Origin of the sequence: Streptomyces sp. NPDC060366, from assembly GCF_042725135.1 — a bacterium.
Classification (GTDB): Bacteria; Actinomycetota; Actinomycetes; order Streptomycetales; family Streptomycetaceae; genus Streptomyces.
Genome location: NZ_JBHXDC010000017.1, coordinates 67,440 through 93,140 on the forward strand (window position 1 = coordinate 67,440; position 25,701 = coordinate 93,140).

Annotated in this window: 21 protein-coding genes, 1 tRNA gene and 1 pseudogene; 19 read left to right on the plus strand and 4 right to left on the minus strand. The window is 72.1% G+C overall.

Going from position 1 to position 25,701, the window contains the following annotated elements; all coding sequences use genetic code 11:
- Positions 1–15 precede the first annotated feature (15 nt).
- The 11 genes from ACFWHU_RS30765 (at position 16) to ACFWHU_RS30815 (ending at position 12,220) form a co-directional block, all read left to right on the plus strand.
- Entirely contained in the window at positions 16–267 is a 252-nt protein-coding gene (locus ACFWHU_RS30765; RefSeq protein WP_385799656.1) for a hypothetical protein, read from the plus strand.
- A 170-nt stretch (positions 268–437) separates the two neighbouring features.
- Complete coding sequence (locus tag ACFWHU_RS30770) at positions 438–1,328, plus strand: MBL fold metallo-hydrolase (protein ID WP_387228781.1); 891 nt, start codon at positions 438–440, stop codon at positions 1,326–1,328.
- Between the two features lie 152 nt (positions 1,329–1,480).
- Positions 1,481–2,887 carry a nitrate/nitrite transporter gene (locus ACFWHU_RS30775; RefSeq protein WP_387228784.1) on the plus strand — a complete coding sequence of 469 codons (1,407 nt, stop codon included), beginning with the start codon at positions 1,481–1,483 and terminating at the stop codon, positions 2,885–2,887.
- Positions 2,888–3,003: 116 nt separating this feature from the next.
- Complete coding sequence (locus ACFWHU_RS30780; protein ID WP_387228786.1) at positions 3,004–4,146, plus strand: uroporphyrinogen-III synthase; 1,143 nt, start codon at positions 3,004–3,006, stop codon at positions 4,144–4,146.
- A gap of 79 nt (positions 4,147–4,225) precedes the next feature.
- The gene (locus tag ACFWHU_RS30785) at positions 4,226–4,753 is read left to right on the plus strand and encodes a GNAT family N-acetyltransferase (RefSeq protein WP_385799650.1); all 528 of its coding nucleotides are present in this window, start codon (positions 4,226–4,228) and stop codon (positions 4,751–4,753) included.
- Between the two features lie 161 nt (positions 4,754–4,914).
- Positions 4,915–5,517, plus strand: a complete 603-nt coding sequence (locus tag ACFWHU_RS30790; RefSeq protein ID WP_385799648.1) for a CGNR zinc finger domain-containing protein — start codon at positions 4,915–4,917, stop codon at positions 5,515–5,517.
- 177 nt (positions 5,518–5,694) lie between these two features.
- Positions 5,695–6,327 carry a sigma-70 family RNA polymerase sigma factor gene (locus ACFWHU_RS30795; protein ID WP_242573591.1) on the plus strand — a complete coding sequence of 211 codons (633 nt, stop codon included), beginning with the start codon at positions 5,695–5,697 and terminating at the stop codon, positions 6,325–6,327.
- The gene (locus tag ACFWHU_RS30800) at positions 6,324–7,202 is read left to right on the plus strand and encodes a zf-HC2 domain-containing protein (RefSeq protein ID WP_385799646.1); all 879 of its coding nucleotides are present in this window, start codon (positions 6,324–6,326) and stop codon (positions 7,200–7,202) included. Before ACFWHU_RS30795 ends, ACFWHU_RS30800 begins: the two co-directional genes overlap by 4 nt.
- A 61-nt stretch (positions 7,203–7,263) precedes the next feature.
- Positions 7,264–9,840 (plus strand): HelD family protein, encoded by a 2,577-nt coding sequence (locus tag ACFWHU_RS30805; protein ID WP_385799644.1) that lies wholly within the window; start codon positions 7,264–7,266, stop codon positions 9,838–9,840.
- A gap of 393 nt (positions 9,841–10,233) precedes the next feature.
- The gene (locus ACFWHU_RS30810; RefSeq protein WP_385799642.1) at positions 10,234–11,667 is read left to right on the plus strand and encodes an NAD-dependent malic enzyme; all 1,434 of its coding nucleotides are present in this window, start codon (positions 10,234–10,236) and stop codon (positions 11,665–11,667) included.
- A gap of 271 nt (positions 11,668–11,938) precedes the next feature.
- Entirely contained in the window at positions 11,939–12,220 is a 282-nt protein-coding gene (locus ACFWHU_RS30815; RefSeq protein WP_003954777.1) for an HU family DNA-binding protein, read from the plus strand.
- 69 nt (positions 12,221–12,289) lie between these two features.
- On the opposite strand, the gene murA is transcribed toward ACFWHU_RS30815, so the two are convergent.
- A complete protein-coding gene (gene murA, locus ACFWHU_RS30820; RefSeq protein WP_147875535.1) occupies positions 12,290–13,630 on the minus strand; it encodes a UDP-N-acetylglucosamine 1-carboxyvinyltransferase in 1,341 nt (446 codons plus the stop codon).
- A gap of 285 nt (positions 13,631–13,915) precedes the next feature.
- Here murA and ACFWHU_RS30825 point away from each other — a divergent pair, with 285 nt between their 5' ends.
- Positions 13,916–14,476, plus strand: a complete 561-nt coding sequence (locus ACFWHU_RS30825) for a YqgE/AlgH family protein (protein WP_078077097.1) — start codon at positions 13,916–13,918, stop codon at positions 14,474–14,476.
- Here ACFWHU_RS30825 and ACFWHU_RS30830 read toward each other — a convergent pair.
- On the minus strand, positions 14,449–15,219 hold the full coding sequence (locus ACFWHU_RS30830) for a response regulator (protein WP_387228791.1): 771 nt from the start codon (positions 15,217–15,219) through the stop codon (positions 14,449–14,451). The two genes, ACFWHU_RS30825 and ACFWHU_RS30830, sit on opposite strands and share 28 nt — an antisense overlap.
- Entirely contained in the window at positions 15,216–16,499 is a 1,284-nt protein-coding gene (locus ACFWHU_RS30835) for a sensor histidine kinase (RefSeq protein WP_387228794.1), read from the minus strand. Before ACFWHU_RS30835 ends, ACFWHU_RS30830 begins: the two co-directional genes overlap by 4 nt.
- Before the next feature lie 114 nt (positions 16,500–16,613).
- Between ACFWHU_RS30835 and ACFWHU_RS30840 the strand changes: the two are divergent.
- From ACFWHU_RS30840 to ACFWHU_RS30870, 7 genes and pseudogenes are all read left to right on the plus strand, one after another.
- Positions 16,614–17,327, plus strand: a pseudogene (locus ACFWHU_RS30840) (ABC transporter ATP-binding protein); the annotation flags it as partial.
- On the plus strand, positions 17,327–18,127 hold the full coding sequence (locus tag ACFWHU_RS30845; RefSeq protein ID WP_387228796.1) for an ABC transporter permease: 801 nt from the start codon (positions 17,327–17,329) through the stop codon (positions 18,125–18,127). The pseudogene ACFWHU_RS30840 and the gene ACFWHU_RS30845, both read left to right, overlap by 1 nt.
- Positions 18,128–18,207: 80 nt before the next feature.
- The gene (locus tag ACFWHU_RS30850; RefSeq protein ID WP_031231446.1) at positions 18,208–18,510 is read left to right on the plus strand and encodes a DUF3039 domain-containing protein; all 303 of its coding nucleotides are present in this window, start codon (positions 18,208–18,210) and stop codon (positions 18,508–18,510) included.
- A 278-nt stretch (positions 18,511–18,788) separates the two neighbouring features.
- Positions 18,789–20,435, plus strand: a complete 1,647-nt coding sequence (locus ACFWHU_RS30855; RefSeq protein WP_385799632.1) for a beta-N-acetylhexosaminidase — start codon at positions 18,789–18,791, stop codon at positions 20,433–20,435.
- Positions 20,436–20,743: 308 nt separating this feature from the next.
- Positions 20,744–21,640: an FAD binding domain-containing protein gene (locus tag ACFWHU_RS30860; protein ID WP_385799630.1), complete on the plus strand. Its 897-nt coding sequence runs from the start codon at positions 20,744–20,746 to the stop codon at positions 21,638–21,640.
- Positions 21,637–23,139 carry a 2Fe-2S iron-sulfur cluster-binding protein gene (locus ACFWHU_RS30865; protein ID WP_385799629.1) on the plus strand — a complete coding sequence of 501 codons (1,503 nt, stop codon included), beginning with the start codon at positions 21,637–21,639 and terminating at the stop codon, positions 23,137–23,139. Before ACFWHU_RS30860 ends, ACFWHU_RS30865 begins: the two co-directional genes overlap by 4 nt.
- The gene (locus tag ACFWHU_RS30870; protein WP_385799627.1) at positions 23,136–25,445 is read left to right on the plus strand and encodes a xanthine dehydrogenase family protein molybdopterin-binding subunit; all 2,310 of its coding nucleotides are present in this window, start codon (positions 23,136–23,138) and stop codon (positions 25,443–25,445) included. The genes ACFWHU_RS30865 and ACFWHU_RS30870 overlap by 4 nt, the downstream gene beginning before the upstream one ends.
- A 90-nt stretch (positions 25,446–25,535) precedes the next feature.
- Here ACFWHU_RS30870 and ACFWHU_RS30875 read toward each other — a convergent pair.
- Positions 25,536–25,607: transfer RNA gene (locus ACFWHU_RS30875), tRNA-Cys, on the minus strand.
- Positions 25,608–25,701 lie beyond the last annotated feature (94 nt).

The window sequence follows — 25,701 nt, forward strand, 5'->3', positions numbered from 1 at the left end:
ACGGACGCTGGCCGTATGGAAGCTGATCCGACAGATATCCGTCCCGGCGACGTCGCCGTCTGCGCCGACTGCGGCTGGCCCGTCGAGACCCCGCTCCAGGAGGCGTCGCGCCACGCCGTCGCCGAGGGGACCGTCGTCTACACGCGGTGCGCCTGCGGACGTGTACGGGTCTGGCTGGAGCCGTGCGGGGGCGGCGGGCCGAGGCTGGTGGTGGGCGGCAATAGTGTCATGTACGCACCAAAAGCGGAGTGCCACGCGGGTCCGTGAGATGGCCGGCGGCGGTGAGAAACAAGATCGGGACCCCCTTCCGCTTTCCCTCGGCGGAGGGGGATTCTCGTTCCCGTCCGGCCGGTCCGCCGCTTGTACGCGGCGCGGCCGGTGCGCCGTCCCGTACGCGACCGGTACGGGACAGGGACGAGCCGCTCAGGAGCGACACCATGAACGACACCTCCACCGACCCCGGCTGGCACGTGGACGACCGCTGCACCAACTGCGACGTCTCCCGCCAGCTCGCGCCGGGCCTGATCGCCGACGGCGGCGGCCGGTCCGTCGTCGTCCGCCAGCCGCGCGACGCCGGAGAGGAACAGCGGCTCCACGCCGCCGCCTTCGCCTGCCACACCCGGTCCGTCCGTCCACCGGCCGGCCGACGGCTCGACGCGGCGCTCGACCCGTACCCGATGCCCCTCGACGCCACCGTGTCCCTCTGCGGACACAACGCGCCGATGACCGCCGCCGCCAACTCCTACCTCGTCCGGCGCCCGCCCGGCAGCCAGATCATGGTGGACACCCCGCGCTGGAGCGAGGCACTGGCGACCCGGTTCGAGGCGCTCGGCCCCGTCACCGACGTCCTGCTCACCCACCAGGACCACGCGGCGCACGGCCGCGCCTACGCCGACCGGTTCGGCGCCCGGCTCTGGATCCACGAGGGCGACCTCGCCTCCGCTCCCGACGCCGACCAGGTGCTGCGGGGCACCGACGCCGTCGAGATCACCGAGGGGGTCGTCGCCCACCCGCTGCCCGGCCACACGCGCGGCAGCGTGGTGTACGTCGCCGACGAGCGGTACTGCTTCAGCGGCGACAGCTTCTACTGGTCCCGCACCACCGGCGACATCGAGGTGGTCGAGAACGTCACCTGGTACTCCATCGAGGAGCTGGCCGCCTCCCTCGCCCGTACGGTCGACGCCCTCCGCTTCGAGTGGCTGCTCCCCGGCCACGGCGACCGCAGGCACCTGCCCGCCGCCGAGTCGCACCGGCGCATGCGCTCCCTGGCGACCCGCACCGCCGCACTGCGCCCCCGGCCGGTCGACTTCACGGCGACGCGCTGGTGACGGCGCCGACGGACGGGTCGGCGGGCGGGCTCACAGTGGCGCCCGTCCCCGGGTGAGAGCAAGGTTGCGCGCCGGTCATCTCGGGGCACCCCGGTGAAACGCGCCGTCCCTACCGTCAGGGGTCACCGAACCGCACCGTCAGTGGAGGCGCGATGACTGGCCCGACGATCACCGATGCGGCACCCGGCGCCGGACGGGGGCGATGGATCGAGCACTGGGATCCCGAGGACGCCGACTTCTGGGAGCGCACGGGCCGCCGGACCGCCCGGCGCAATCTGCTCTTCTCCGTGCTCTCCGAGCACATCGGGTTCTCCATCTGGACCCTCTGGTCGGTGATGGTCCTGTTCATGGGGCCCGAGTACGGGGTCGACCCGGCCGGGAAGTTCTTCCTCATCGGCATGGCCACCTTCGTCGGCGCGCTCGTGCGGATCCCGTACACCTTCGCCGTCGCACGCTTCGGCGGCCGCAACTGGACCGTCTTCAGCGCCCTGCTGCTGCTCCTGCCGACCGGCGCCGCCTACGCGGTGATGGAGCCGGGGACCTCGTACACCACCTTCATGGCCGTCGCCGCGCTCACCGGGCTCGGCGGCGGCAACTTCGCCTCGTCCATGACCAACATCAACTCCTTCTTCCCACTGCGCGAGAAGGGCTGGGCGCTCGGCCTCAACGCGGGCGGCGGCAACATCGGCGTGCCGGTCGTGCAGCTCGTCGGGCTGCTGGTGATCGGGACGGCGGGCGCCACGCACCCCCGGATCGTGCTCGCGGTCTACGTCCCGCTGATCGTCGCCGCCGCCCTCTGCGCCGCGCTGTTCATGGACAACCTGGCGCCGGTGAAGAACGACACCGGGGCGGCGAAGGAAGCCGTACGCGACCGGCACACCTGGATCATGGCGGTGCTGTACATCGGGACGTTCGGCTCCTTCATCGGCTACAGCTTCGCCTTCGGTCTGGTGCTCCAGACCCAGTTCGGGCGCACGCCCCTGGAGGCCGCCTCGCTGACGTTCGCCGGCCCGCTGCTCGGCTCGCTGATACGGCCCGTCGGCGGCAGGCTCGCCGACCGGCACGGCGGTGCCCGCATCACCCTGTGGAACTTCGGGGGCATGGCGGCGGCCACCGTCGTGGTGATCTTCGCCTCGATGACCGAGTCGCTGCCCGTCTTCCTCGTCGGCTTCAGCGCGCTGTTCCTGCTCAGCGGCCTCGGCAACGGCTCGACGTACAAGATGATCCCCGGCATCTTCCAGACGAAGGCGCTGGCCAGGGGGATGACGGGGGAGGACGCGGCCCGGTACGGGCGCAGGCTCTCCGGCGCCTCCATGGGGCTGATCGGGGCCGTCGGCGCACTCGGCGGGCTCGGGGTCAACCTCGCCTTCCGGCAGTCCTTCCAGCAGGAGGCGGGCACGGGCACCGCCGCGTTCGTCGCCTTCCTCGGCTTCTACGCCGTGTGCTCGGCGCTCACCTGGGCGGTATACCTTCGGAAGCAGGCGGCCCGACCGGCGACGGAGGCGGAGACGGGGGCCGGCGCCGATGTGAGCCACCGGCTCGACTACGCAGAGGTATGAGCCGGGCTCCGTGCGGGGCCCGGCCCCAGGGCGCGGGCGGGCTCCGCGGGGCCGGCTCCGTGAAGCGCCCGGCTCCGCCACCGGAGCCGTACGGACCAGAGAGCGGGACGAGGACCATGTCCGATCAGCAGCAGCACGGACCACTCGCCGGATTCACGGTCGGGGTCACCGCCGCCCGGCGCGCCGACGAACTGGGGGCGCTGCTCATGCGGCGCGGCGCCGCCGTCATGCACGCTCCCGCCCTGCGTATCGTGCCGGTCTCCGACGACGCCGAACTCCTCGCCGCCACCAAGGAGTTGATCGACAACCCGCCCCATGTGGTGATCGCGACGACGGCGATCGGCTTCCGCGGCTGGGTGGAGGCGGCCGACGGCTGGGGCCACGGCCAGGACCTGCTCGACTGTCTGCGCGGCACCGAGCTGCTGGCGCGCGGGCCGAAGGTGAAGGGCGCGATCCGCGCCGCCGGACTGACCGAGGAGTGGTCGCCGGAATCCGAGTCCATGGCCGAGGTGCTGGACCGGCTGCTGACCGAGGGCGTCGAGGGGCGCCGGGTCGCGCTCCAGCTCCACGGGGAGCCGCTGCCCGGCTTCGTGGAGGCGCTGCGGGCCGGGGGCGCCGATGTCGTCGTCGTACCCGTCTACCGCTGGATGCCGCCCGAGGACATAGCTCCCGTCGACCGGCTCATCGACGCGACCGTCGCGCGCACCCTGGACGCCGTCACCTTCACCAGCGCGCCCGCCGCCGCCTCGCTGCTCTCCCGGGCCAATGAGCGCGGTCTCTTGGCCGATCTGGTCGAAGCCCTTCACCACGACGTACTCGCCGTCTGCGTGGGCCCCGTCACCGCCCTGCCGCTCCAGGAGCACGGCATCGACACCGTCCAGCCCGAACGCTTCCGCCTCGGCCCGCTCGTCCAGGTGCTCTGCCTCGAACTCCCCGGCCGCACCCGCACGTTGACGGTCGCGGGCCGCCGATTCGAGATCCGCGGTCACGCGGTGCTGCTGGACGGCGAGCTGAGGCCCGTACCGCCCGCCGGGATGGCTCTGGTGACCGCGCTCGCCAGGCGGCCCGGCTGGGTGGTCTCGCGCGCCGACCTGCTGCGGGCCCTGCCCGGGGCGGGCAGCGACGAGCACGCGGTCGAGACGGCCATGGCCCGGCTCCGGGCGGCGCTCGGCGCGTCGGAACTGATCCAGACGGTCGTCAAGCGCGGCTACCGGCTGGCGCTGGACCCGGCCGCCGGCACGAAGTACGGGGGCGCCTGAACAGCGCGAAGTGACCGTCCGTCGATCACGGTGGGCATTTGGGTACCGGAACCGGAACCGGGGCGTCTATTTTAATCGGATGGTCAACGACTCCCTTCCGTTCCGGCCCGCGCGAGCGGAAGACGCCGGCCCTCTCGCCGAGGCACTTCTGCGCAACAGGGACCACATGGGCCCCTGGTCTCCGTACCGCACCGCCGACTACTTCACCCCCGAGGCGCAGGCCCACCTGCTGGCCGACCCCTCCGCCCTGCGCTGGCACTTCGTCGACGGACGGCGCGTCGTGGGCCAGGCCACGCTCTCCACCCTCGTCCTCGGGCCGTTCCGCAGCGCCAGCCTCGGTTACTGGATCGACGCCGAGTACACCGGGCGCGGACTGGCCACCCGCGCGGTCGAGGAGGTAGGCAGGGCAGCGCTGGAGGATCTGGGGCTGCACCGCATCGAGGCGAGCACCATGCCGTCCAACACCGGATCGGAGCGGGTCCTGCGCAAATGCGGGTTCGAACTCATCGGGACGGCGCCGCGTTATCTGCATATCGACGGCGCGTGGCGCGACCACGAGCTGTTCCAGCGGATCCTGCACGACGGCCCGCCGAACACCGCGCCGTAAGACGGTAAGAGGGTGTTCCCGGCGCCCGGGTTCCGCGTCGCGCCTGTGAAATCGCGGGGCACGGTTCAAGTGAGTGGTCCCCCGAGGGGTTCCCGGCGCGTTCCGGGGCATGCACTCTGGGGAGAACGCGGCAGGACGGTGACCGAGGCGGTGACAGGCACATGACTACGGGCGTGGGCTCGTACGAGTGGCGATTCGACTCCGGGCGCCTCTGCCTGGACTTGGTGGCCACCGGGGAACCGGCCCCGAAGGGCTTCGACGAACAGCCACGGACCGACGGCGCCGGACTGCTCGGCCGCTGGCTCACCGGCTCCGGTCTGGTGCCCGCGGGTACCCCGCTGACCGGCGTCGACACCGCCTGGGTCCGGCGCTTCGCGGAACTGCGCGACTGCGTCGGCCAGTTGGTGCGCGCGGAGATCGACGGGCGGTACGCGGCAGCCGCGCTGGAGCGCGTCAACACGATCGCAGCCGGCGCCCCGCCCGGCATCAGGGCCGTACGCGAACCGGGCGGCGCGCTCGTCCGGACGCTCAGCGACGAGCCCGAATGCGGCGCGCTGCTCGCGGCCGTGGCCAGGGACACCGTGGACCTGCTGACCGACCCCGTCGCCCGGGCGCGCCTGCGGCAGTGCGAGGGCGACAGCTGCCGCCGGGTGTATCTGGACACCTCGCGCGGGCGCCGGCGGCGCTGGTGTTCCAGCGAGGTGTGCGGCAACAGGGAGCGGGTCGCCAGGCACCGGCGCCGGGCCGCGGTCGCCCGCGCCTGAGACGCCGGGCGGCTCCCCGCGCCGGGCGGCCTCCCCGCGCCTGAGACATCGTGCCCCCGCGCCTGAGAAGCCGGGGCGGTTCCCCGCGTGGGCCGTTCCCCACCCCCCGTAAAAGATCTTGAAAGATTTCCGCTGCTCGTTGAGTACATCTCCCCACCGGCCCGTAAGTCACCAGTGATGGGAACAAGCAGCCGTCTCAAGGTCTCGACCCGGGAGGTTCAGGTGCGCAAGGATGCGGCCGTGGCCGACGACCGACCTCACCGGGCCCGGCACCGGAGCGAGGCACAGCGCACCAACATCTCCGTTCCCGACGAGGAGTTGATGCGCGCTCTCTACCGGGAACATGCCGGACCCCTGCTCGCCTACGTCCTGCGCCTCGTCGCGGGCGACCGCCAACGGGCCGAGGATGTCGTACAGGAGACGCTCATCCGTGCCTGGAAGAACGCCGGTCAGCTCAATCGGGCGACCGGCTCTGTCCGACCCTGGCTGGTGACGGTCGCCCGACGCATCGTCATCGACGGTCACCGCAGCCGGCAGGCCCGGCCGCAGGAGGTCGACCCGTCGCCGCTGGAGGTCATGCCCGCGGAGGACGAGATCGACAAGGCGTTGTGGCTGATGACGCTCTCTGATGCCCTCGATGATTTGACCCCCGCCCACCGGGAAGTTCTGGTGGAGACGTACTTCAAGGGACGCACGGTCAACGAGGCCGCCGAGACGCTCGGCATACCCAGTGGGACCGTGCGGTCGCGTGTGTTCTACGCACTGCGTTCCATGAAGCTCGCGCTGGAGGAAAGGGGGGTCTCGGCATGACCACGTACGAGCAGTCCGGGCAGGGCGACGGCACGACCGCGCACGACGCGGCGGCGGCGTACGCGCTCGGCATCCTGGACGAAGCCGACGCCACCGCCTTCGAGGCGCACCTGGCGGGCTGCCACATCTGCGCGCTCCATCTGGAGGAGTTCGCCGGGATGGAGCCGATGCTGGCCATGCTGGCGGACAATCCGGACCCGTTCGGACAGGCGTCGCCCTACGGCCGGTCCGATCCCTTCGCACAGCCGGCCGCGTCGGGCGCCCCCGCCTCCCCGTTCGGGCGCGCCGCCACGCCGCCACCGGCGCCCGCGGTCACCGTGCAGCCCAGCCCCCGGCTCCTCGACCGGCTCGTCGACGAGGTCGCGGTCAAGCGCGCCAAGCGCAGGCGCCGCTCGATGTATCTGGTCGCCGCAGCGGCGGCACTGGTCATCGGCGGTCCCGCCGTCGCGGTCGTCGCCACCTCCGCCGACGGTGGCACGAGCAACCGGGCCGCCGACCCGCACCCGACCAGTCCCGCCGAGGACGCCTTCATGGAGCACATGCCGGAGAAGGTGGCGGCGACGGACCCGGTCACCAAGGTCAGCGCCACCGTCGGCATGGAACGCAAGGGCTGGGGGACGCACGCGGCCCTGGAGCTGAAGAACGTCAAGGGGCCGCTCAAGTGCAGCCTCATCGCCGTGTCCAAGACCGGCGAGGAGGAGATCGTCACCTCGTGGGCCGTGCCGAAGTGGGGTTACGGCCTCCCGGACAGCACGCACGACGTGGCGAAGAACCCGCTCTACGTGCACGGCGGCTCGGCCATGGACCGCAACGACATCGACCACTTCGAGGTCCGGACATTCGACGGCAAACGTCTGGTGGAGGTCGAGGCCTGACATACCCGCCCCCTTCGCGTACGGTTGACGGCTGCCCAGTGCACGTCAGAAGGGGGCCTCGGTGGCCGCGCAGGATGCCGCTGTTGAATCCGCTGGATCGGTTGTCGATCCCGTACGCGACAAGGGAAACGACGCCATAAGCCACCCCGCCCGCCCGACGGGGAACTCCGCGGGCGCCGACTCCGTCCGCGACCGCGAGATCGCTGTCGAGCAAGAACATCTCGACCAGGTCTACCGCCGCCTCGAAGAGAAGATCGACGAGGCGGAATTCCTGATGAACGACGCCGCGAAACGCGGCCAGGTCGGCACACCGGGCGCGCTCGCCGAACGCGACGCGCAGGTGTTCCGGGCCGGAATCCATCTCAACCGGCTCAACAACGAATTCGAGGACTTCCTCTTCGGGCGCGTCGACCTGCTGCCCGGCAAGGACGGCAAGAAGGGCCCCGACGGCGCGTACACCTCCGTCGAGCCCGCCGACGACGCCGTACGCGACGACGACACCGCCGACATCGCCGAGACGCTCCACATCGGCCGGATCGGGGTCCTCGACTCCGACTACTCGCCGCTGGTCATCGACTGGCGCGCGCCGGCCGCCGCGCCGTTCTACCGCTCGACACCCGTCGACCCCGGCCGTGTCGTACGGCGCCGGGTCATCCGCTCCAAGGGCCGCAAGGTCCTCGGCGTCGAGGACGACCTGATGCGCCCGGAGCTGACCGCCACGCTGAACGGCGACACGCTCCCCGTCATCGGCGACGGCGCGCTGATGGCCGCCCTCGGCCAGGCCCGCAGCCACACCATGCGGGACATCGTCTCCTCCATCCAGGCCGAGCAGGACCTGGTGATCCGGGCGCCCGCCGCCTCCGTCACCGAGGTGTCGGGCGGCCCCGGCACCGGCAAGACCGCCGTCGCGCTGCACCGCGCCGCCTATCTGCTGTACCAGGACAGACGGCGGTACGCGGGCGGCATCCTCGTCGTCTCACCGACCCCGCTGCTCGTCGCGTACACGGAAGGCGTGCTGCCGTCCCTGGGCGAGGAGGGGCAGGTCGCGATCCGCGCGGTCGGCTCCCTCGTGGACGGCGCGGAGGCCACCGCGTACGACGAGCCCGCCGTCTCCCGCGTCAAGGGCTCGGCTCGCATGCTGAAGGTGCTGCGCAAGGCGGCACGCGGAGCCCTGGAGGGGGACCGGACGCCCTCCGGTGGCCGCGGCGGACGCGGCAGCCGTACGGCGGGACAGACCGCCGCGCGCCCCACCGGCCAGCTCGCCTTCGGCGAGGACGACCCGGGCACGGCACGGGACGACAGCGGCGGCAACAGCGCCACCGGCGCCTCACCCGGGACCTCCGGGCGCGCCGCCACACCCACCAGGCTGCGGGTCGTCGCGTTCGGCCGCCGGCTGGAGCTCGAATCCGACGAGCTGCACCGCATCAGACAGTCCGTCCTCGGCGGCGCCGCGCCCGTCAACCTGCTGCGCCCCCGCGCCCGCAGGCTGCTCCTCGACGCGCTGTGGGCGAAGTCCGGCGCCGCGTCGCGCGCCGGGGACCACATGGCCAAGGGCGACGCCGAACTGGCCGCCGAACTGCGCGGCGGCTTCGACGACGACGTGACGTCCGAGGACAGCTTCATCGAGTTCCTGGACGCCTGGTGGCCCGAACTCACCGCGCGCGGTGTGCTGGCCGCGATGGCCGACGAGCGCCGGCTCGGCCGCTGGGCCCGCCGGATCCTCAACCCGAACGAGACCCGGAAGGTCGCCCGCTCGCTGCGGCGCGCGGGCCCCGACGGCACAGGCCCGCTGTCCGTGCACGACGTGGCGATCCTCGACGAGCTGGAGCAGCTGCTCGGTACCCCGTCCCGCCCGCGCAGGCGCCGCGAGCTGGACCCGCTGGACCAGCTGACCGGTCTCGAGGAGCTGATGCCGCAGCGCGAGGAGTCGCAGCGGGAGCGCGCGGAGCGGCTGGCGGCCGAGCGCACCGAGTACGCGCACGTCATCGTCGACGAGGCGCAGGACCTCACCCCGATGCAGTGGCGGATGGTCGGCCGCCGTGGCAGGCACGCCACCTGGACGGTCGTCGGCGACGCCGCCCAGTCGTCCTGGTCCGACCCGGACGAGGCGGCGGAGGCACGCGACGAGGCCCTGGGCAACCGTCCGCGCCGCCACTTCACCCTCACGGTCAACTACCGCAACCCGGCCGAGATCGCGGCGCTCGCCGCCAAGGTGCTCGCGCTCGCGATGCCGGGCATGGAGTCACCGGCCGCCGTCCGCTCCACGGGCGTCGAGCCGCGCTTCAGCGCCGTACGGGACGGCGATCTGGCCGGGGCCGTACGGGAGGAGGCCGGGCGTCTCCTGGACCGCGTGGACGGCACGATCGGCGTGGTCGTCGCGATGAACCGCCGCGAACAGGCCGCACGCTGGCTCGCGGGGCTCGGCGACCGGGTCGTGGCGCTCGGCAGCCTGGAGGCGAAGGGGCTGGAGTACGACGCCACGGTGGTCGTCTCGCCGGCGGAGATCGCCGACGAGTCACCGGCCGGACTGCGGGTGCTGTACGTGGCCCTCACCCGCGCGACGCAGCAGCTCACGGTCGTCTCGGCGGGCCGCGACGACCCCGACGAGCAGGGAGTCCCCGATCTCCTCAGGGAGTGATCCGCACGCGGTCCGGGGACTGATCGTGAAGTCAACTCGCGTGCGGGAATCACTTTCCGGGGTGGTTTGTTAGCCTGGTGTTGGCACCGGCTCGATCCAAGCCCCCGGGCCCAACCTTCGTCGCTTCGAGCGACCACTTGCCGCGAGGCGAGCATGGCGGGTCGGTGCCATCCTTTTCTTCTTAGTGTTCACGGGGATTCCCCGGAATAAGTCTTCACAGGAGCGGGTCCGCGTCACAAACTGACGCGGACCCGCTCGTGCTTGCCGCCTTTCCCGGTTTCAACCCCCGTTACCGCCTACCAGCAGGTAGGTGCGACCATCGGACGGTCCCGCCGGACGCCAGGCGCGAGGCGGTGCGGCAAGTGAAGCCAGGGAAAGCAGAGGAACACGGTCATGGCAACGGCGCCAAGCGTCTCGTACTCGATGACGGTCCGACTGGAAGTGCCCGCGAGCGGTACGGCGGTGTCCCAGCTGACCACGGCCGTGGAGTCCTCCGGCGGCTCGGTGACCGGCCTGGACGTCACCGCGTCCGGCCACGAGAAGCTGCGGATAGACGTCACGATCGCCGCCAGCTCCACCAGCCACGCGGACGAGATCGTCGAGGAACTGCGGGGCATCGAGGGCGTCACCCTCGGCAAGGTCTCCGACCGTACGTTCCTGATGCACCTCGGCGGCAAGATCGAGATGCAGTCCAAGCACCCCATCCGCAACCGTGACGACCTCTCCATGGTCTACACGCCGGGTGTGGCACGCGTCTGCATGGCGATCGCGGAGAACCCCGAGGACGCCCGCCGGCTCACCATCAAGCGCAACTCCGTCGCGGTCGTCACCGACGGCTCCGCGGTGCTGGGCCTCGGCAACATCGGCCCGATGGCCGCGCTGCCCGTCATGGAGGGCAAGGCCGCCCTCTTCAAGCGGTTCGCGGGCATCGACGCGTGGCCGATCTGCCTCGACACCCAGGACACCGACGAGATCGTCGCCATCGTCAAGGCGATCGCCCCCGGCTTCGCGGGCATCAACCTGGAGGACATCTCCGCCCCCCGCTGCTTCGAGATCGAGGCGCGGCTGCGCGAGGCCCTGGACATCCCGGTCTTCCACGACGACCAGCACGGCACGGCCATCGTGGTGCTCGCCGCGCTGACCAACGCCCTGCGCGTGGTCGGCAAGGCGATCGGTGACGTACGCGTCGTCATGTCGGGCGCGGGTGCGGCCGGTACAGCGATTCTCAAACTTCTTATCGCGGCCGGTGTCAAGCACACCGTCGTCGCCGACATCCACGGAGTGGTGCACGCGGGACGCGTCGACCTGGTGTCCGCGGCGGCCGAGTCACCCCTGCGCTGGATCGCCGACAACACCAATCCGGAGGGCGTCACGGGCACCCTCAAGGAGGCCGTCGTCGACGCCGACGTGTTCATCGGCGTGTCGGCCCCGAACGTGCTGGGCGGCGAGGACGTCGCGGCCATGGCCGACGGCGCGATCGTCTTCGCGCTGGCCAACCCCGACCCCGAGGTCGACCCGGCAATCGCCCGCGAGACAGCGGCAGTTGTGGCCACGGGCCGCTCCGACTTCCCCAACCAGATCAACAACGTCCTGGTCTTCCCAGGCGTCTTCCGCGGCCTCCTGGACGCGCAGTCACGCGCTGTCAACACGGACATGATGCTCGCCGCCGCCGCGGCCCTCGCGGACGTCGTCACGGGTGACGAACTCAACCCGAACTACATCGTCCCCTCGGTCTTCAACGACAAGGTCGCGGGCGCCGTTGCGGGAGCCGTAAGGACCGCCGCCAAGAGCGCCGGTGACGTTGTGACAGGCGCCACGTCCGTCTGACGCCCGGCGCGTCGCGATTAGCGGCACCGTGCACCCACCTCTAGGGTGGCGGACCATGAGCCCGCTGCTCCGAGGGGGTTTCAGGGCCCGGATTCGCTTTCCCGCCGCTGGTGGGGGCAGGATGCTTTCTCAAGGACTATGTCCAGGGGATACCCCACTGGGGCGCGAAGACCTGAAGGACAGACCCGGTCACAGGGACTGTCAGAGGGTCCTGGCAGCATCGGCTTCGATCTCACGCCTCACACGCAAGAAAGAACACGGGAGTAACAACATGAACCGCAGTGAGCTGGTGGCCGCCCTGGCCGACCGCGCCGAGGTGACTCGCAAGGATGCCGACGCCGTGCTGGCCGCCCTCGCCGAGACCGTTGGCGAGATCGTCGCCAAGGGCGACGAGAAGGTCACCATCCCCGGCTTCCTGACCTTCGAGCGCACCCACCGTGCCGCTCGCACCGCTCGTAACCCGCAGACCGGCGACCCGATCCAGATCCCGGCCGGCTACAGCGTGAAGGTCTCCGCGGGCTCCAAGCTCAAGGAAGCCGCCAAGGGCAAGTAACACCCTCAGGCAGCACAAGGGCGGTCACCCCGGTCGGGGTGACCGCCCTTGTCGCGTGAGGACGAGGCGTCAGACGAGGGAGCGGCCCGGCAGTTCGACCTTCGCGCCCAGCTCGACCAGCTTCTCCATGAAGTTCTCGTAGCCGCGGTTGATCAGGTCGATGCCGTGCACCCGCGAGGTGCCCTGCGCCGCCAGCGCCGCGATCAGATACGAGAAGCCGCCGCGCAGGTCGGGAATGACCAGATCGGCGCCCTGGAGCTTCGTGGGGCCCGACACGACCGCCGAGTGCAGGAAGTTGCGCTGGCCGAAGCGGCAGTCCGAGCCGCCCAGGCACTCCCGGTACAACTGGATGTGCGCGCCCATCTGGTTGAGCGCCGAGGTGAAGCCGAGCCGCGACTCGTACACCGTCTCGTGGACGATGGACAGCCCCGCTGCCTGCGTCAGCGCCACCACCAGCGGCTGCTGCCAGTCGGTCTGGAAGCCGGGGTGTACGTCGGTCTCCAGGGCGATCGCGTTCAGCGGGCCGCCCGGGTGCCAGAAGCGGATGCCCTTGTCGTCGATCTCGAACGCGCCGCCCACCCTGCGGAAGGTGTTCAGGAACGTCATCATCGACCGCTGCTGGGCCCCGCGCACATAGATGTTGCCTTCGGTCGCCAGCGCGGCCGACGCCCAGGAGGCGGCCTCCAGACGGTCCGGCAGGGCGCGGTGGTTGTAGCCGCCGAGCTTGTCGACACCGGTGATGCGGATCGTCCGGTCGGTGTCCATCGAGATGATCGCGCCCATTTTCTGGAGCACGCAGATCAGGTCCTCGATCTCCGGCTCCACGGCGGCGTTCGACAACTCGGTGACGCCCTCGGCCAGGACGGCCGTCAGCAGCACCTGCTCCGTCGAGCCGACCGAGGGGTACGGCAGCCGGATCTTCGTGCCCCGCAGCCGCTGCGGGGCCTCCAGGTACTGCCCGTCCGCGCGCTTCTCGATCGTCGCGCCGAACTGGCGCAGCACCTCGAAGTGGAAGTCGATGGGCCGGCCGCCGATGTCACAGCCGCCGAGGCCCGGGATGAAGGCGTGGCCGAGGCGGTGCAGCAGCGGCCCGCAGAACAGGATCGGGATACGCGACGAGCCCGCGTGGGCGTCGATGTCGGCGACGTTGGCGCTCTCGACGTGCGACGGGTCCAGGATCAGCTCACCCGGTTCCTCGCCGGGGCGGACCGTCACACCGTGCAGCTGGAGCAGCCCCCTGACCACCCGTACGTCACGGATGTCGGGCACGTTTCGCAGTCTGCTGGGCCCGCTGCCGAGCAGGGCGGCGACCATGGCCTTCGGCACCAGGTTCTTCGCGCCGCGGACGCGGATCTCGCCCTCCAGCGGGGTTCCGCCGTGGACAAGCATTACATCGTCTGTGCCGGTCATGAATCTCGCGTTCCGGGAGTCGTCGGACAGGGGGCCAAAGCAAAAGGGTAAGGGGCTCGGGCCCCTCTCCCGTAAGGCATCGGACGTCCTGAGGCCGTAGGGAAGGTGACAGAACACTTTCTGTTGGCCGTCCGTTGCGATGAGTCACCTTTCAGTTTGTGCCCACTTCGGTGCCGGTTACGGCGCGTCCTTGCGCTCCCCGTGCCGCCGTGCGCCTGAGCTGCGATCACGTCCACTCTGCCGCGCGGGCCCCAAGGAAGGCGAATGTGCGGGATCATGTCTCGCATGACCGAGGTGTCCTCGCTCACAGGGCGGCTGCTCGTCGCGACTCCGGCCCTGGCGGATCCGAACTTCGACCGCGCGGTGGTGCTCCTGCTCGACCACGACGAGGAGGGCTCGCTCGGCGTGGTCCTCAACCGGCCCACCCCGGTGGATGTCGGGGACATCCTGGAGTCCTGGGGCGACCTCGCCGGGGACCCCGGCGTCGTCTTCCAGGGCGGCCCGGTCTCCCTCGACTCGGCGCTCGGTCTCGCCGTCATCCCCGGCGACGAGGGGCCGCTCGGCTGGCGGCGGGTGCACGGCGCGATCGGCCTGGTCGATCTGGAGACACCGCCCGAACTGCTCGCGCGGGCGCTCGGCTCGCTGCGGATCTTCGCCGGATACGCGGGCTGGGGACCGGGCCAGCTGGAGAACGAACTGACCGAAGGGGCTTGGTACGTGGTCGAGTCGGAGCCCGGCGACGTGTCGTCGCCGCGCCCCGAGAGCCTGTGGCGCGCGGTGCTGCGCCGACAGCGCAGTGAACTCGCCATGGTGGCCACCTATCCGGACGACCCCTCGCTCAACTGACGTGCCGCGCGGGCGTCTTCGGCGGGCGGACGGCTGCCGGGCGCCGAGATCCCGGCGGTGACCAGGCCCGTCTCGTACGCCACGATCACCAGCTGCGCCCGGTCCCGCGCCCCGAACTTGGTGAGCAGATGGCTCACATGGGTCTTCACCGTCGACAGACCGACGAACAGCCGCTGGGCGATCTCGGTGTTCGTCAGGCCCCGCGCGACCAGCTCCAGCACGTCGCGCTCCCGGTCGGTGACCCCGGCGAGCCCCGCGCTGTCGCGCCGCGCCGGGCCGGGTCTGCGGGCGAACTCGGCGATCAGCCTGCGCGTGACCGCCGGGGCGATCAGCGCCTCACCGGCCGCCACCACCCGGATCGCCGCGAGCAGTTCGGCGGGCGGGGCGTCCTTCAGGAGGAAACCGCCGGCGCCCGCGCGCAGCGCGCCGTACACGTACTCGTCCAGATCGAACATGGTCAGGATCAGTACGTGCGGACCGCCGCCCGGCGCTCGTTCGGCAGGCCCCGCGTTCGGTGAGGTCTTCGGTGGAGCGCAGATCAGACGCGTCGCCTCGATCCCGTCCATGCCCGGCATGCGCACATCCATCAGCACCACGTCGGGGCGGGTGGTGGCGGTCAGCCGTACCGCCTCCGCGCCGTCCGCCGCCTCTCCGACGGCCACCATCCCCGGCTCGGCGTCCACGAGCAGCCGCAGACTCCCGCGCAGCAGGGCCTGGTCGTCGGCGACCAGCACGCGGATCACCGGGCGGCCTCCACGCGCGCGTCGGCGGGCGGCTCGGCGTACGGCAGGGTCGCCCGTACCGCGAAGCCGCCGGTGTCCCGGGGACCGGCCGTGAACGTGCCGCCGTACAGGGCGACGCGCTCGCGCATGCCCACCAGGCCGTGGCCCTCGCGGCGCCGGGTCTCGCGACGATGCCGTTCGACGGGCGCGCCGGGATCAAGGGGCCGCCCGTCGTCCACGACCTCGACATGGATCACGCCGTCGACGGCCGTGACCCGCACCCGGCAGGGCGCCGCGGGGCCCGCGTGCCGCAGCACGTTCGTCAGCGCCTCCTGAACGATCCGGTGGACGGCCAGCCCCACCCCCTCCGGCAGCCCGTCGAGCCCCTCGGCGGTCAGCTCCGCGCCCGCGCGGCGGGCCAGTTCGGGCAGGGCGTCGGGTCCCGGGACCGGGCCGAGCGCGGCCGGCAGACGCTCGCCGGTGGTGTCGGAGCGCAGCACACCGAGCATGTGCCGCATCTCGGTGAGCGCTCCCCGGCCGGTGGCCTCGATGATCCGCAGCGCGTCGTGCGCCTCCTCGGGCCGGGTCCGAACGACATGGTTGGCCACACTCGCCTTGACCACGATCAGGCCCATCGAGTGCGTCACCACGTCGTGCAGCTCCCTGGCGATCCGCAGCCGCTCCTCGGTGACGGCGCGCTGGGCCATCTGCTGCCCCGTCCGCAGCACCAGGGCGCGCCGCTCCCGTACGACCCGGCCCAGCTCCCCGGCGGCCAGCAGCGCGGCGAAACCGAGCAGCAGCTGTCCGGGCCCCGCCGACCACCAGTACGTGTCCGCCAGCTCCGCCGGCGCGAAGAGACCGGCGACCGTCAGCAGGAGGACCGCCAGACCGGGCAGCCACCGCTCCCACCAGCGGCGGCCCTCGCGCGTCACGGTGACCGCGTAGAGCGCGAAAGCGGCCGGCAGGAACGGGTCCCACAGGGCGTCGAGGACCACGGCGACGGCGGACACCCCGAGCACCCAGCAGAAGACGGGCAGCGGGGCGAGCCTGCGCAACGCCACCGGGAGCGTCGCGGCGGCCATCAGCGACAGCTGGAGCCAGAGCGGCACCTCGCGGTCGCCGGCCGTCGTCCCGCCCGGCACGGTGGCGTCGGGGCTGCCGGTGGCGGTGAGCAGCAGGACGTACACGAGCACGATGAGCGCGTCGCGCCCCAGAACGGCACGCCCGGCCACGGCATCGCGCCCGATGAGCGCGGGGAAGCGGCGCCCGAACACCGCTCGTGCGCGGCTGTCGACGGTCATGCCCCGACCGTAGAGGCGGCGGGCGGGCCACCGCCTCCCTCCCGAGAGGGAGACGGCGCCGCTCCGCCCCCGGCCCGACGCGCGCGGGGCGGCGCGGGCGGGACCGTACGGCACATGATCGAAGTGTCCGACCTGACCAAGCGCTACGGCTCGACGACCGCCGTGGACGCGCTCTCCTTCACCGTCGAACCGGGCCGCGTGACCGGCTTCCTCGGCCCCAACGGCGCCGGCAAGTCCACCACGCTGCGCATGCTGCTCGCCCTCGACCGCCCGACCCGGGGCCGCGCGCTGATCGGCGGGGAGCCCTACGGACGGCTGCGCGATCCGCTGCGCACCGTGGGCGCGCTGCTCGAAGCCTCATCCGTGCACGGCGGGCGGACCGCCCGCGCCCATCTGCGCTGTCTCGCCAGGACCAACCGCGTTCCGGAGCGCCGCGTGGACGACGTGATCGGCCAGACCGGACTCGACGGCGTCGCAGGCCGCCGCGTGCGGACGTTCTCGCTGGGCATGCGGCAGCGGCTCGGGATCGCCGCCGCGCTGCTCGGCGATCCGGGGGTGCTGCTGCTGGACGAGCCGGTCAACGGCCTCGACCCCGAGGGCATTGTCTGGATCCGCACCCTGATGCGGGAGCTGGCCGCCGAGGGGCGGACCGTGCTGGTCTCCTCGCACCTGATGAGCGAGGCGGCGCTGACCGTCGACCACGTGGTGGTGATCGGGCGCGGCAGACTCCTCGCGGAGGGTGGCGTGGACGAGATCGTCCGTACGTACGCGGGTCCCGCCGGTTCGCTGGAAGAGGCGTTCATGCGGCTGACGTCGGGCGGTGTGCGATGAGCGCGGTACGCGGCGGGCCGGGCCGCCACGGCACGTCCCACTTCCTGGCCGTCCTGTCCGCCGAGGGGCTCAAGCTCCGTACGCTGCACTCCACTTGGTGGAACCTGGCCGCCGTCGTGGCCCTGTCCGTCGGCATCGGGCTCCTCTACGGCTCGGTGATCAGCGGCAATTACGAGGACTTCGGGGCCAAGCCCGAGTGGGACGCGGTCGGTTACGGTTTCGCTGGCACCAACGTCGCACAGCTCGCGCTCGTCTGCTTCGGGGTGCTCGCGGTGGGCGCCGAGTACTCGACGGGAACGGTCAGGGCCTCGCTCACCGCCGTACCGCGCCGTGGCGTGTTCGGCGCGGCGAAGCTCACCGCCGTCGCCCTGACGGCCTTCGCGGTGACCCTGCCCACCGCCTTCCTGACCTTCGCCGTCGCGCAGACGGCGATGGGGGAGCGGCAGAACGCCTCGCTCGGCGACCCGGGCGCGCTGCGCGCGACCGTCGGCCTGGCCGTCTACCTGACGCTGCTGTGTCTGATTTCCGCCGGTGTCACGATGATGCTCCGCGGCACGGTGGCGGCGCTCGGCATCCTCGTCCCGCTGTTCTTCATCGTCTCGGACATCCTCGCGAGCCTGCCCGGTGTCGGCGCTTTCGCGCGGTATCTGCCCAATGTCGCCGGGGCCCAGATCCTGCGGGTCGTCCCCGACGACCGGATCGGCGTGGGCACCTGGGGCGGCCTCGGTGTGCTGCTGCTGTGGACGGCCGCGGCGCTCTGCGGGGGGCTCGTGACACTGCGTCGCCGTGACGCGTGAGCGGGCGGCGGCGGAGTGCCGGACACCCCTTCGGGCCCGGGGCCTTCAGGATGGCGCGAGCGTGGGTACCCTTGGCGGTTATGAGCACTCTTGAGCCCGAGCGCGGGGCAGGTACGGGCACCCTCGTGGAGCCGACACCGAAGGTGTCGCACGGCGACGGCGACCACGAGCGCTTCGCCCATTACGTCCAGAAGGACAAGATCATGGCGAGTGCCCTCGACGGCACTCCCGTGGTGGCACTGTGCGGCAAGGTCTGGGTCCCGGGGCGCGACCCCAAGAAGTATCCGGTCTGTCCGATGTGCAAGGAGATCTACGAGTCCATGGGCCCCGGCGGGGACAAGGACAAGGGTGGCAAGGACAAGAGCGGCAAGGGTAAGAGCTAGGGCGGACACGGCCTGGAACCGGGCTCCTCTCCCGGTCGCCCGGCTCAAGTGCCCCGGAGCGCGTTCGATCGCGCCCCGGGGCAGTTCGCGTTCGCGGGTGCGCGAGCGGGTGGGCGAGGGGGGTACGCGGCCGGATGGGGGGTACACGTGTGCCTGGTCACCGATTGGTCGAGACCACTTGTCCGTTCGTCAGGGCCGGGCCTAGTGTCCAGCCTGGAAGTTCAACGACCCATTGACTCCGGCATATGCCAGCCGAACGAGGACTGAGGACTGACGTGATGGACCTGATCCCGGCGCCTGTCAGTGTCGAAGGCCCGCAGAGCGGTGGCTTCGTCCCCGACTCGGCCACCACGCTCTGGGCGGCGCCCGGGACCGAGGGCACCGAGCGCTGGCTGCGGGCCACCCTCGGAGCGGCCCTCGGGCTCCCGCTGGCCCCCGGCCCGCCCGGCGGCAGCAACGCCGTTTCGCTGCGCATCGACGAGTCCATGGCCCCCGAGGCGTACCGGCTGGACATCACCGCCGAGTGGGGCGCGGAGATCCACGGCGGCAGCGCGGCCGGTGTCTTCTGGGGTGCCCAGACGCTCCGTCAGCTCCTCGGCCCCAAGGCCTTCCGCCGCGCGCCCGTGTCCCCCGGCGTACGGCAGGAGATCCCCCGTCAGGTCATCGAGGACCACCCCCGCTTCGGCTGGCGCGGCGTCATGCTCGACGTGTCACGGCACTTCATGCCCAAGGACGGCGTCCTGCGCTTCCTGGACCTGATGGCCGCGCACAAGCTCAACGTCTTCCACTTCCATCTCACGGACGACCAGGGCTGGCGCGTCCAGATCAAGCGGTACCCGAAGCTGACCGAGGTCGGCGCGTGGCGGTCCCGGACCAAGTACGGCCACCGGTTCTCGGACATGTGGGACGAGAAGCCGCACGGCGGTTACTACACCCAGGACGACATCCGCGAGATCGTCGCGTACGCCGCCGAGCGGCACATCTCCGTCGTCCCCGAGATCGACATCCCGGGCCACTCGCAGGCCGCCATCTCCGCCTATCCGGAGCTGGGCAACACCGACGTCGTCGACACCTCGGAGCTGGAGGTCTGGGACACCTGGGGCGTCAACCCGAACGTGCTCGCCCCCTCCGACAACACCCTGCGCTTCTTCGAGGGCGTCTTCGAGGAACTGCTCGAACTCTTCCCGGCCGCCACCTCGCCGTTCATCCACATCGGCGGCGACGAGTGCCCCAAGGACCAGTGGAAGCGCTCGCCCGCCGCCCAGGAGCGGATCCGTGAACTCGGCCTGGCCGACGAGGACGAGCTCCAGTCCTGGTTCATCCGGCACTTCGACGGCTGGCTCTCCGCGCGCGGCCGGCGCCTCATCGGCTGGGACGAGATCCTGGAGGGCGGGCTGGCGCCCGGCGCCGCCGTCTCCTCCTGGCGCGGGTACGCCGGCGGGATCGCGGCGGCCAAGGCCGGCCACGACGTCGTCATGTGCCCCGAGCAGCAGGTCTACCTGGACCACCGTCAGGCGGCGGGCGAGGACGAGCCGATGCCCATCGGATACGTCCGCACGCTGGAGGACGTCTACCGCTTCGAGCCCGTGCCGCCGGAGCTGACCGGGGCCGACGCCGCCCATGTCCTGGGCACCCAGGCCAATGTGTGGACCGAGGTGATGCAGGACCGTTCCCGCGTCGACTACCAGCTCTTCCCGAGACTCTCCGCGTTCGCCGAGGTCGCCTGGTCCGCGCTGCCCGCGTCCCCGGACCGTGACTTCACGGATTTCGAACGGCGAATGACCGTGCACTACAAGCGCCTTGACGCCCTCGGGGTCGATTACCGGCCGCCCGGCGGTCCGTTGCCCTGGCAGCGGCGCCCGGCACCGAACGGGGACTCCGCGAGTCTCGGACGTCCGATCGATGGACCGCCCCCGAACGTGTGAGTCCGCGCCGGGGCGCGTGCCCCGCGCGCGTCCGCCTGAGACTGTGAACCCGGTGAATCGTGAGCCCCCCGACGGGGGTTGTCCGTACCGCCAAGTCGTACATGAATGCTGAAAGATGGCATTCCGTATGTGTCGGTCAAGAGGCGTGAAAGCGGATCTTCCCCTCGTTCGGGGGCGGATACGCCCTTCGTGGACCCTCGGACCGGTAGGCCCGGAAGATGTGCCAGAGTTGCCTCGTCCGGCCTGTGAGCACGTACGGTACGGCCAACACAGGCGGACAGCCGGGACACCGGGAAGGGGCAGCTGGGTTGACCACGCACGCACCGCAGACTGCGCAGTCCGTGACGCTGCCGGTCTCGCTCGACGAGGCCGTGGCGGCGCTGAGCGCCATGCCCGCCGCCGTGCCCGTCGCGGGTGGCACCGATCTGATGGCCGCCGTCAACAAGGGCCTGCTCAGGCCGGCCGGCCTGGTCGGACTCGGCCGGATCAGCGAACTGCGCGGCTGGCACTACCAGGACGGACACGCCCTGCTGGGCACCGGACTCACCCACGCGCGCATGGGACGGCCCGACTTCGCCGCCCTCATCCCCGCGCTCGCCGCGTCCTCGCGCGCCGCGGGCCCGCCCCAGATCCGTAACGCGGGCACGCTCGGCGGGAACATCGCCACCGCCGCCCCCACCGGCGACTCACTGCCCGTCCTGGCGGCCCTGGAGGCGGACCTCGTCGTCGCGGGCCCCGACGGCGCGCGCCGCGAGATCCCCGTCTCCCATCTGCTGGCGGGCCGCGAGATGCTGGCGCCCGCCGAACTCATCGGCTTCGTCCGCGTACCGCTGCTGCACGCCCCGCAGGTCTACCTCAAGGCGACCGGCCGCACCGGCCCCGGCCGGGCCACCGCGTCCGTCGCCGTCGTGCTCGACCCGGCGCGCCGCGGCGTGCGCTGCGCGGTCGGCGCGATCGCGCCGATGCCGCTGCGCCCGCTGGAGGCCGAGCGCTGGATCGCCTCGCTGATCGACTGGGACGCGGACAGGGGGCTGGCGCCCGAGGCGCTGGCGGCCTTCGGGGAGTACGTCGCCGCGGCGTGCATCCCCGACCCGGCCCCGGCGGCGGACGGGAGCGAGCCGCCCGCCCTGCCGCCCGCCGTACTGCACCTGAGGCGTACCGTCGCCACGCTGGCTCGACGAGCACTGGGGAGGGCGCTGCCGTGACCACCGACGAGAACGAGAACTCCGGGAATCCGGAGGGGCGTCCGCAGCCGCACGCACACGGGCATCCGCAGGGGCGCGGCGCGTGGCAGCCGATCCCGCAGGGCGGCGAGTACGACGGCGAGTCGACCGCGTTCGTCCAACTGCCGCCCGAGGACAAGACGGACGCGCCGCTGGCGGCGCCCGGACACGGGTACGTACCACCGACGATCGACCAGCGGCAGCCGGACGGCGGCGTGGCTCCCGGCGGTCCGGCCGATGTCGGGCAGTGGGCGCCGCACACCCCGCAGACGCAGCCCGATCCGTACGGCTACGGGCAGGGGAACGGCCAGGGGTACGGGCAGGGACACCCGCACGCGTACCAGCCGGGCGGGACCGGCGGTCAGGATGTGCCGCACGACCCGCAGGCGACCGGCCAGTGGTCCTTCGCGGACACGGCCGACGGCGGCGCCACCGGCGCCCGTACGGAGCCGGAGTCGCCGTCGCAGCTCACCGGCCAGTGGGTGATCCCGGTCGTCACGGATGATCTTCCGGACGAATCGGGTGAGTTCACCACGTCCGTGCCCATCACCTCGCAGTGGTCGGGCGGCGCTCCGCCCGCCACACTTCCGGGTGGCGCGCGCGCTCCCTGGGCGACCGAACCGGAACCGGTTGCGGAGCCCGTGGCGGAACAGCCGCCGCAGGCCGCGCCCGACGAGGCCGAGGCACCCGCTCACGAGACCGGGCCGGACACGGACGGTGCGCCCGACGCCGAGCCGGCGGCCGCGACCGAGGCCGGAGCGGACGCCGACACGGAAACGGACGCCGAGGCCGCGCCGGAAGCGGAAGCCGCTCCCGGCGCCCTCACGGAGCCGGCACCGGAGCCCGAACCCGAACCCGAACCCGAGCCGGCCCCCCTCACCAGCAGCAACGACAGCGCCGAACACCCCGCCAACTCCTACGTCCTGCGCGTCAACGGCGGCGACCGCCCCGTCACCGACGCCTGGATCGGCGAGTCCCTGCTCTACGTCCTGCGCGAGCGCCTCGGCCTCGCCGGCGCCAAGGACGGCTGCTCGCAGGGCGAGTGCGGAGCCTGCAACGTCCAGGTCGACGGCCGGCTCGTCGCCTCCTGCCTCGTCCCGGCGGCCACCGCGGCCGGTTCCGAGGTCCGTACGGTCGAGGGCCTGGCCTCGGACGGCGAACCGTCCGACGTCCAGCGCGCGCTGGCCAACTGCGGCGCCGTCCAGTGCGGGTTCTGCATCCCCGGCATGGCCATGACCGTCCACGACCTCCTCGAAGGCAACCACGACCCCAGCGAGCTGGAGACCCGGCAGGCGCTGTGCGGCAATCTCTGCCGCTGCTCCGGATACCGGGGGGTCCTCGACGCCGTCGGCGAGGTCGTCGCCGAACGCGCGGCGAGTGCCGAGGCCGCCGACGAGGCCCGCATCCCGCACCAGGCACCACCGGGCGCCGGCGGCGCCCACCCCGCACCTCTCGACCCGCACGACGGAGGCATGGCGTGAGCAAGGACGCGGCCACCGAGACCCAGACGCTCGACGGCCCCCGGCAGGAGCCGCCCGCCCTGGGTCTCGGCGCCTCTCTCCCACCGGCCGACGCCCGCGCCAAGACCGAGGGCACGTTCCCGTACGCCGCCGACCTCTGGGCCGAAGGCCTGCTGTGGGCGGCGCTCCTGCGCTCACCGCACCCGCACGCGCGGATCCTGTCGATCGACACGAGCGCGGCGGCCGAAATGCCGGGCGTACGGGCCGTGGTGACCCATCTCGACGTCCTCGGCGACCCCTCCTACGGACGGCTCGTCGTCGACCGCCCCGTCTTCGCCTCCGAGGTCGTACGCCACCACGGCGAGGCCATCGCCGCCGTCGCGGCCGACCACCCCGACACGGCCCGCCTCGCCGCCGCCGCCATCGCCGTCGAGTACGAGGTCCTCGATCCCGTCACCGACCCGGAGAAGGCCTTCGAGGCGGAGCCGCTGCACCCCGACGGCAATCTGATCCGCCACATCCCGCTGCGCTACGGAGACCCCGACCTCACCGGCGACGTGGTCGTCGAGGGCCTGTACCGCATCGGCCGCCAGGACCCGGCCCCCATCGGCGCCGAGGCCGGACTCGCCGTACCGCGCCCCGACGGCGGCGTGGAGATCTACACCGGCTCCACCGACCCGCACACCGACCGCGATCTGGCCGCCGCCTGCTTCGGCCTCGAACCCGACCAGGTCAAGGTCGTCGTCACCGGAGTCCCCGGCGCCACCGGCGACCGCGAGGACCCCGGCTTCCAGATCCCGCTCGGTCTGCTCGCGCTGCGCACCGGCTGCCCGGTGAAGCTGGCCGCGACCCGCGAGGAGTCCTTCCTCGGACACGCCCACCGGCACCCGACGCTGCTGCGCTACCGCCACCACGCCGACAGCGAGGGCCGGCTCGTCAAGGTCGAGGCGCAGATCCTCCTCGACGCGGGCGCGTACGCGGACGCCTCGTCCGAATCCCTCGCGGCGGCCGTGGCGTTCGCCTGCGGTCCCTACATCGTCCCGCACGCCTTCATCGAAGGCTGGGCCGTACGCACCAACAACCCGCCGTCGGGCCATGTCCGGGGCGAGGGCGCGATGCAGGTCTGCGCCGCCTACGAGGGCCAGATGGACAAGCTGGCCACCAAGCTCGGCATCGACCCGGCCGAACTGCGCCTGCGCAACGCGCTGGCGACCGGCGACATTCTGCCCACCGGGCAGACGGTGACGTGCCCGGCGCCCGTCGCGGAACTGCTGCGCGCCGTGCGGGACTTCCCGCTCCCCGCGCTGCCCAAGGACATCCCCGAGTCGTCCTGGCTGCTGCCGGGCGGCCCCGAGGGCGCGGGTGAGCCCGGCGCCGTACGCCGCGGCGTGGGCTACGCGCTCGGCATGGTCCACATGCTCGGCGCCGAGGGCGCCGACGAGGTCTCCACGGCCACGGTCAAGGTCCATGACGGTGTCGCCACGGTCATCTGCGCGGCCGTCGAGACCGGACAGGGGTTCTCCACCCTCGCCCGCCAGATCGTCCAGGAGACGCTCGGCATCGAGGAGGTCCACGTCGCCTCGGTCGACACCGACCAGCCCCCGGCGGGGCCCGCCACGCACGGCCGCCACACCTGGGTCTCGGGCGGCGCCGTCGAGCGCGCCGCGAAGATGGTCCGTACGCAGCTCCTCCAGCCGCTGGCGCACCAGTTCGGCATGTCGACGGAGCTGCTCCAGATCACCGACGGAAAGATCACCTCCTACGACGGTGTGCTGTCGACCACCGTCACCGAGGCGATGGACGGCAAGGAACTGTGGGCCACCGCGCAGTGCCGCCCGCACCCCACCGAACCGCTGGACGACTCCGGCCAGGGCGACGCGTTCGTCGGCCTCGCCTTCTGCGCGATCCGCGCGGTCGTCGACGTCGACATCGAACTCGGCTCGATCCGCGTCGTGGAGATGGCCGTCGCGCAGGACGTCGGCCGGGTCCTCAACCCGGCGCAGCTCGCGACCCGTATCGAGGCGGGCGTCACCCAGGGCATCGGTACGGCCCTGACGGAGAACCTCCGTACGACGCGTGGTCTGGTACGCCGTCCCGACCTCACCGGCTACGCGCTGCCGACGTCCCTGGACGCGCCGGACATCCGGATCGTCAAACTGGTCGAGGAGCGCGACGTGGTGGCCCCGTTCGGCGCGAAGCCGGCGAGCGCGGCGCCGGTCGTGACGTCCCCGGCGGCGGTGGCGGCGGCGGTTCGCGCGGCGACGGGGCGGCCGGTCAACAGGCTGCCGATCAGGCCGCAGTCGGCGGTCGTGACGGCGGGGGCGTGAGGCCGGGGCGTGACGGGCGCGGGCGCGTGAGCGCGCCGGCTCGTCGGCGGGGGAGTGCGGCAGTGCCGCTGGGAGAAGGACTTCTTCAAGAGGCCGTGGCGGGAATCGAACCCACGTAACTCGATTTGCAGTCGAGCCCCTGAACCACTCGGGCACACGGCCGTGCTTACCGGTGCACCGACCGTAAGCGGGCCGGCGGGCGTCCCTCAAGGGAACGGCGCGTCCCGCAACACGACTGCCACACGGCGTTCATGGG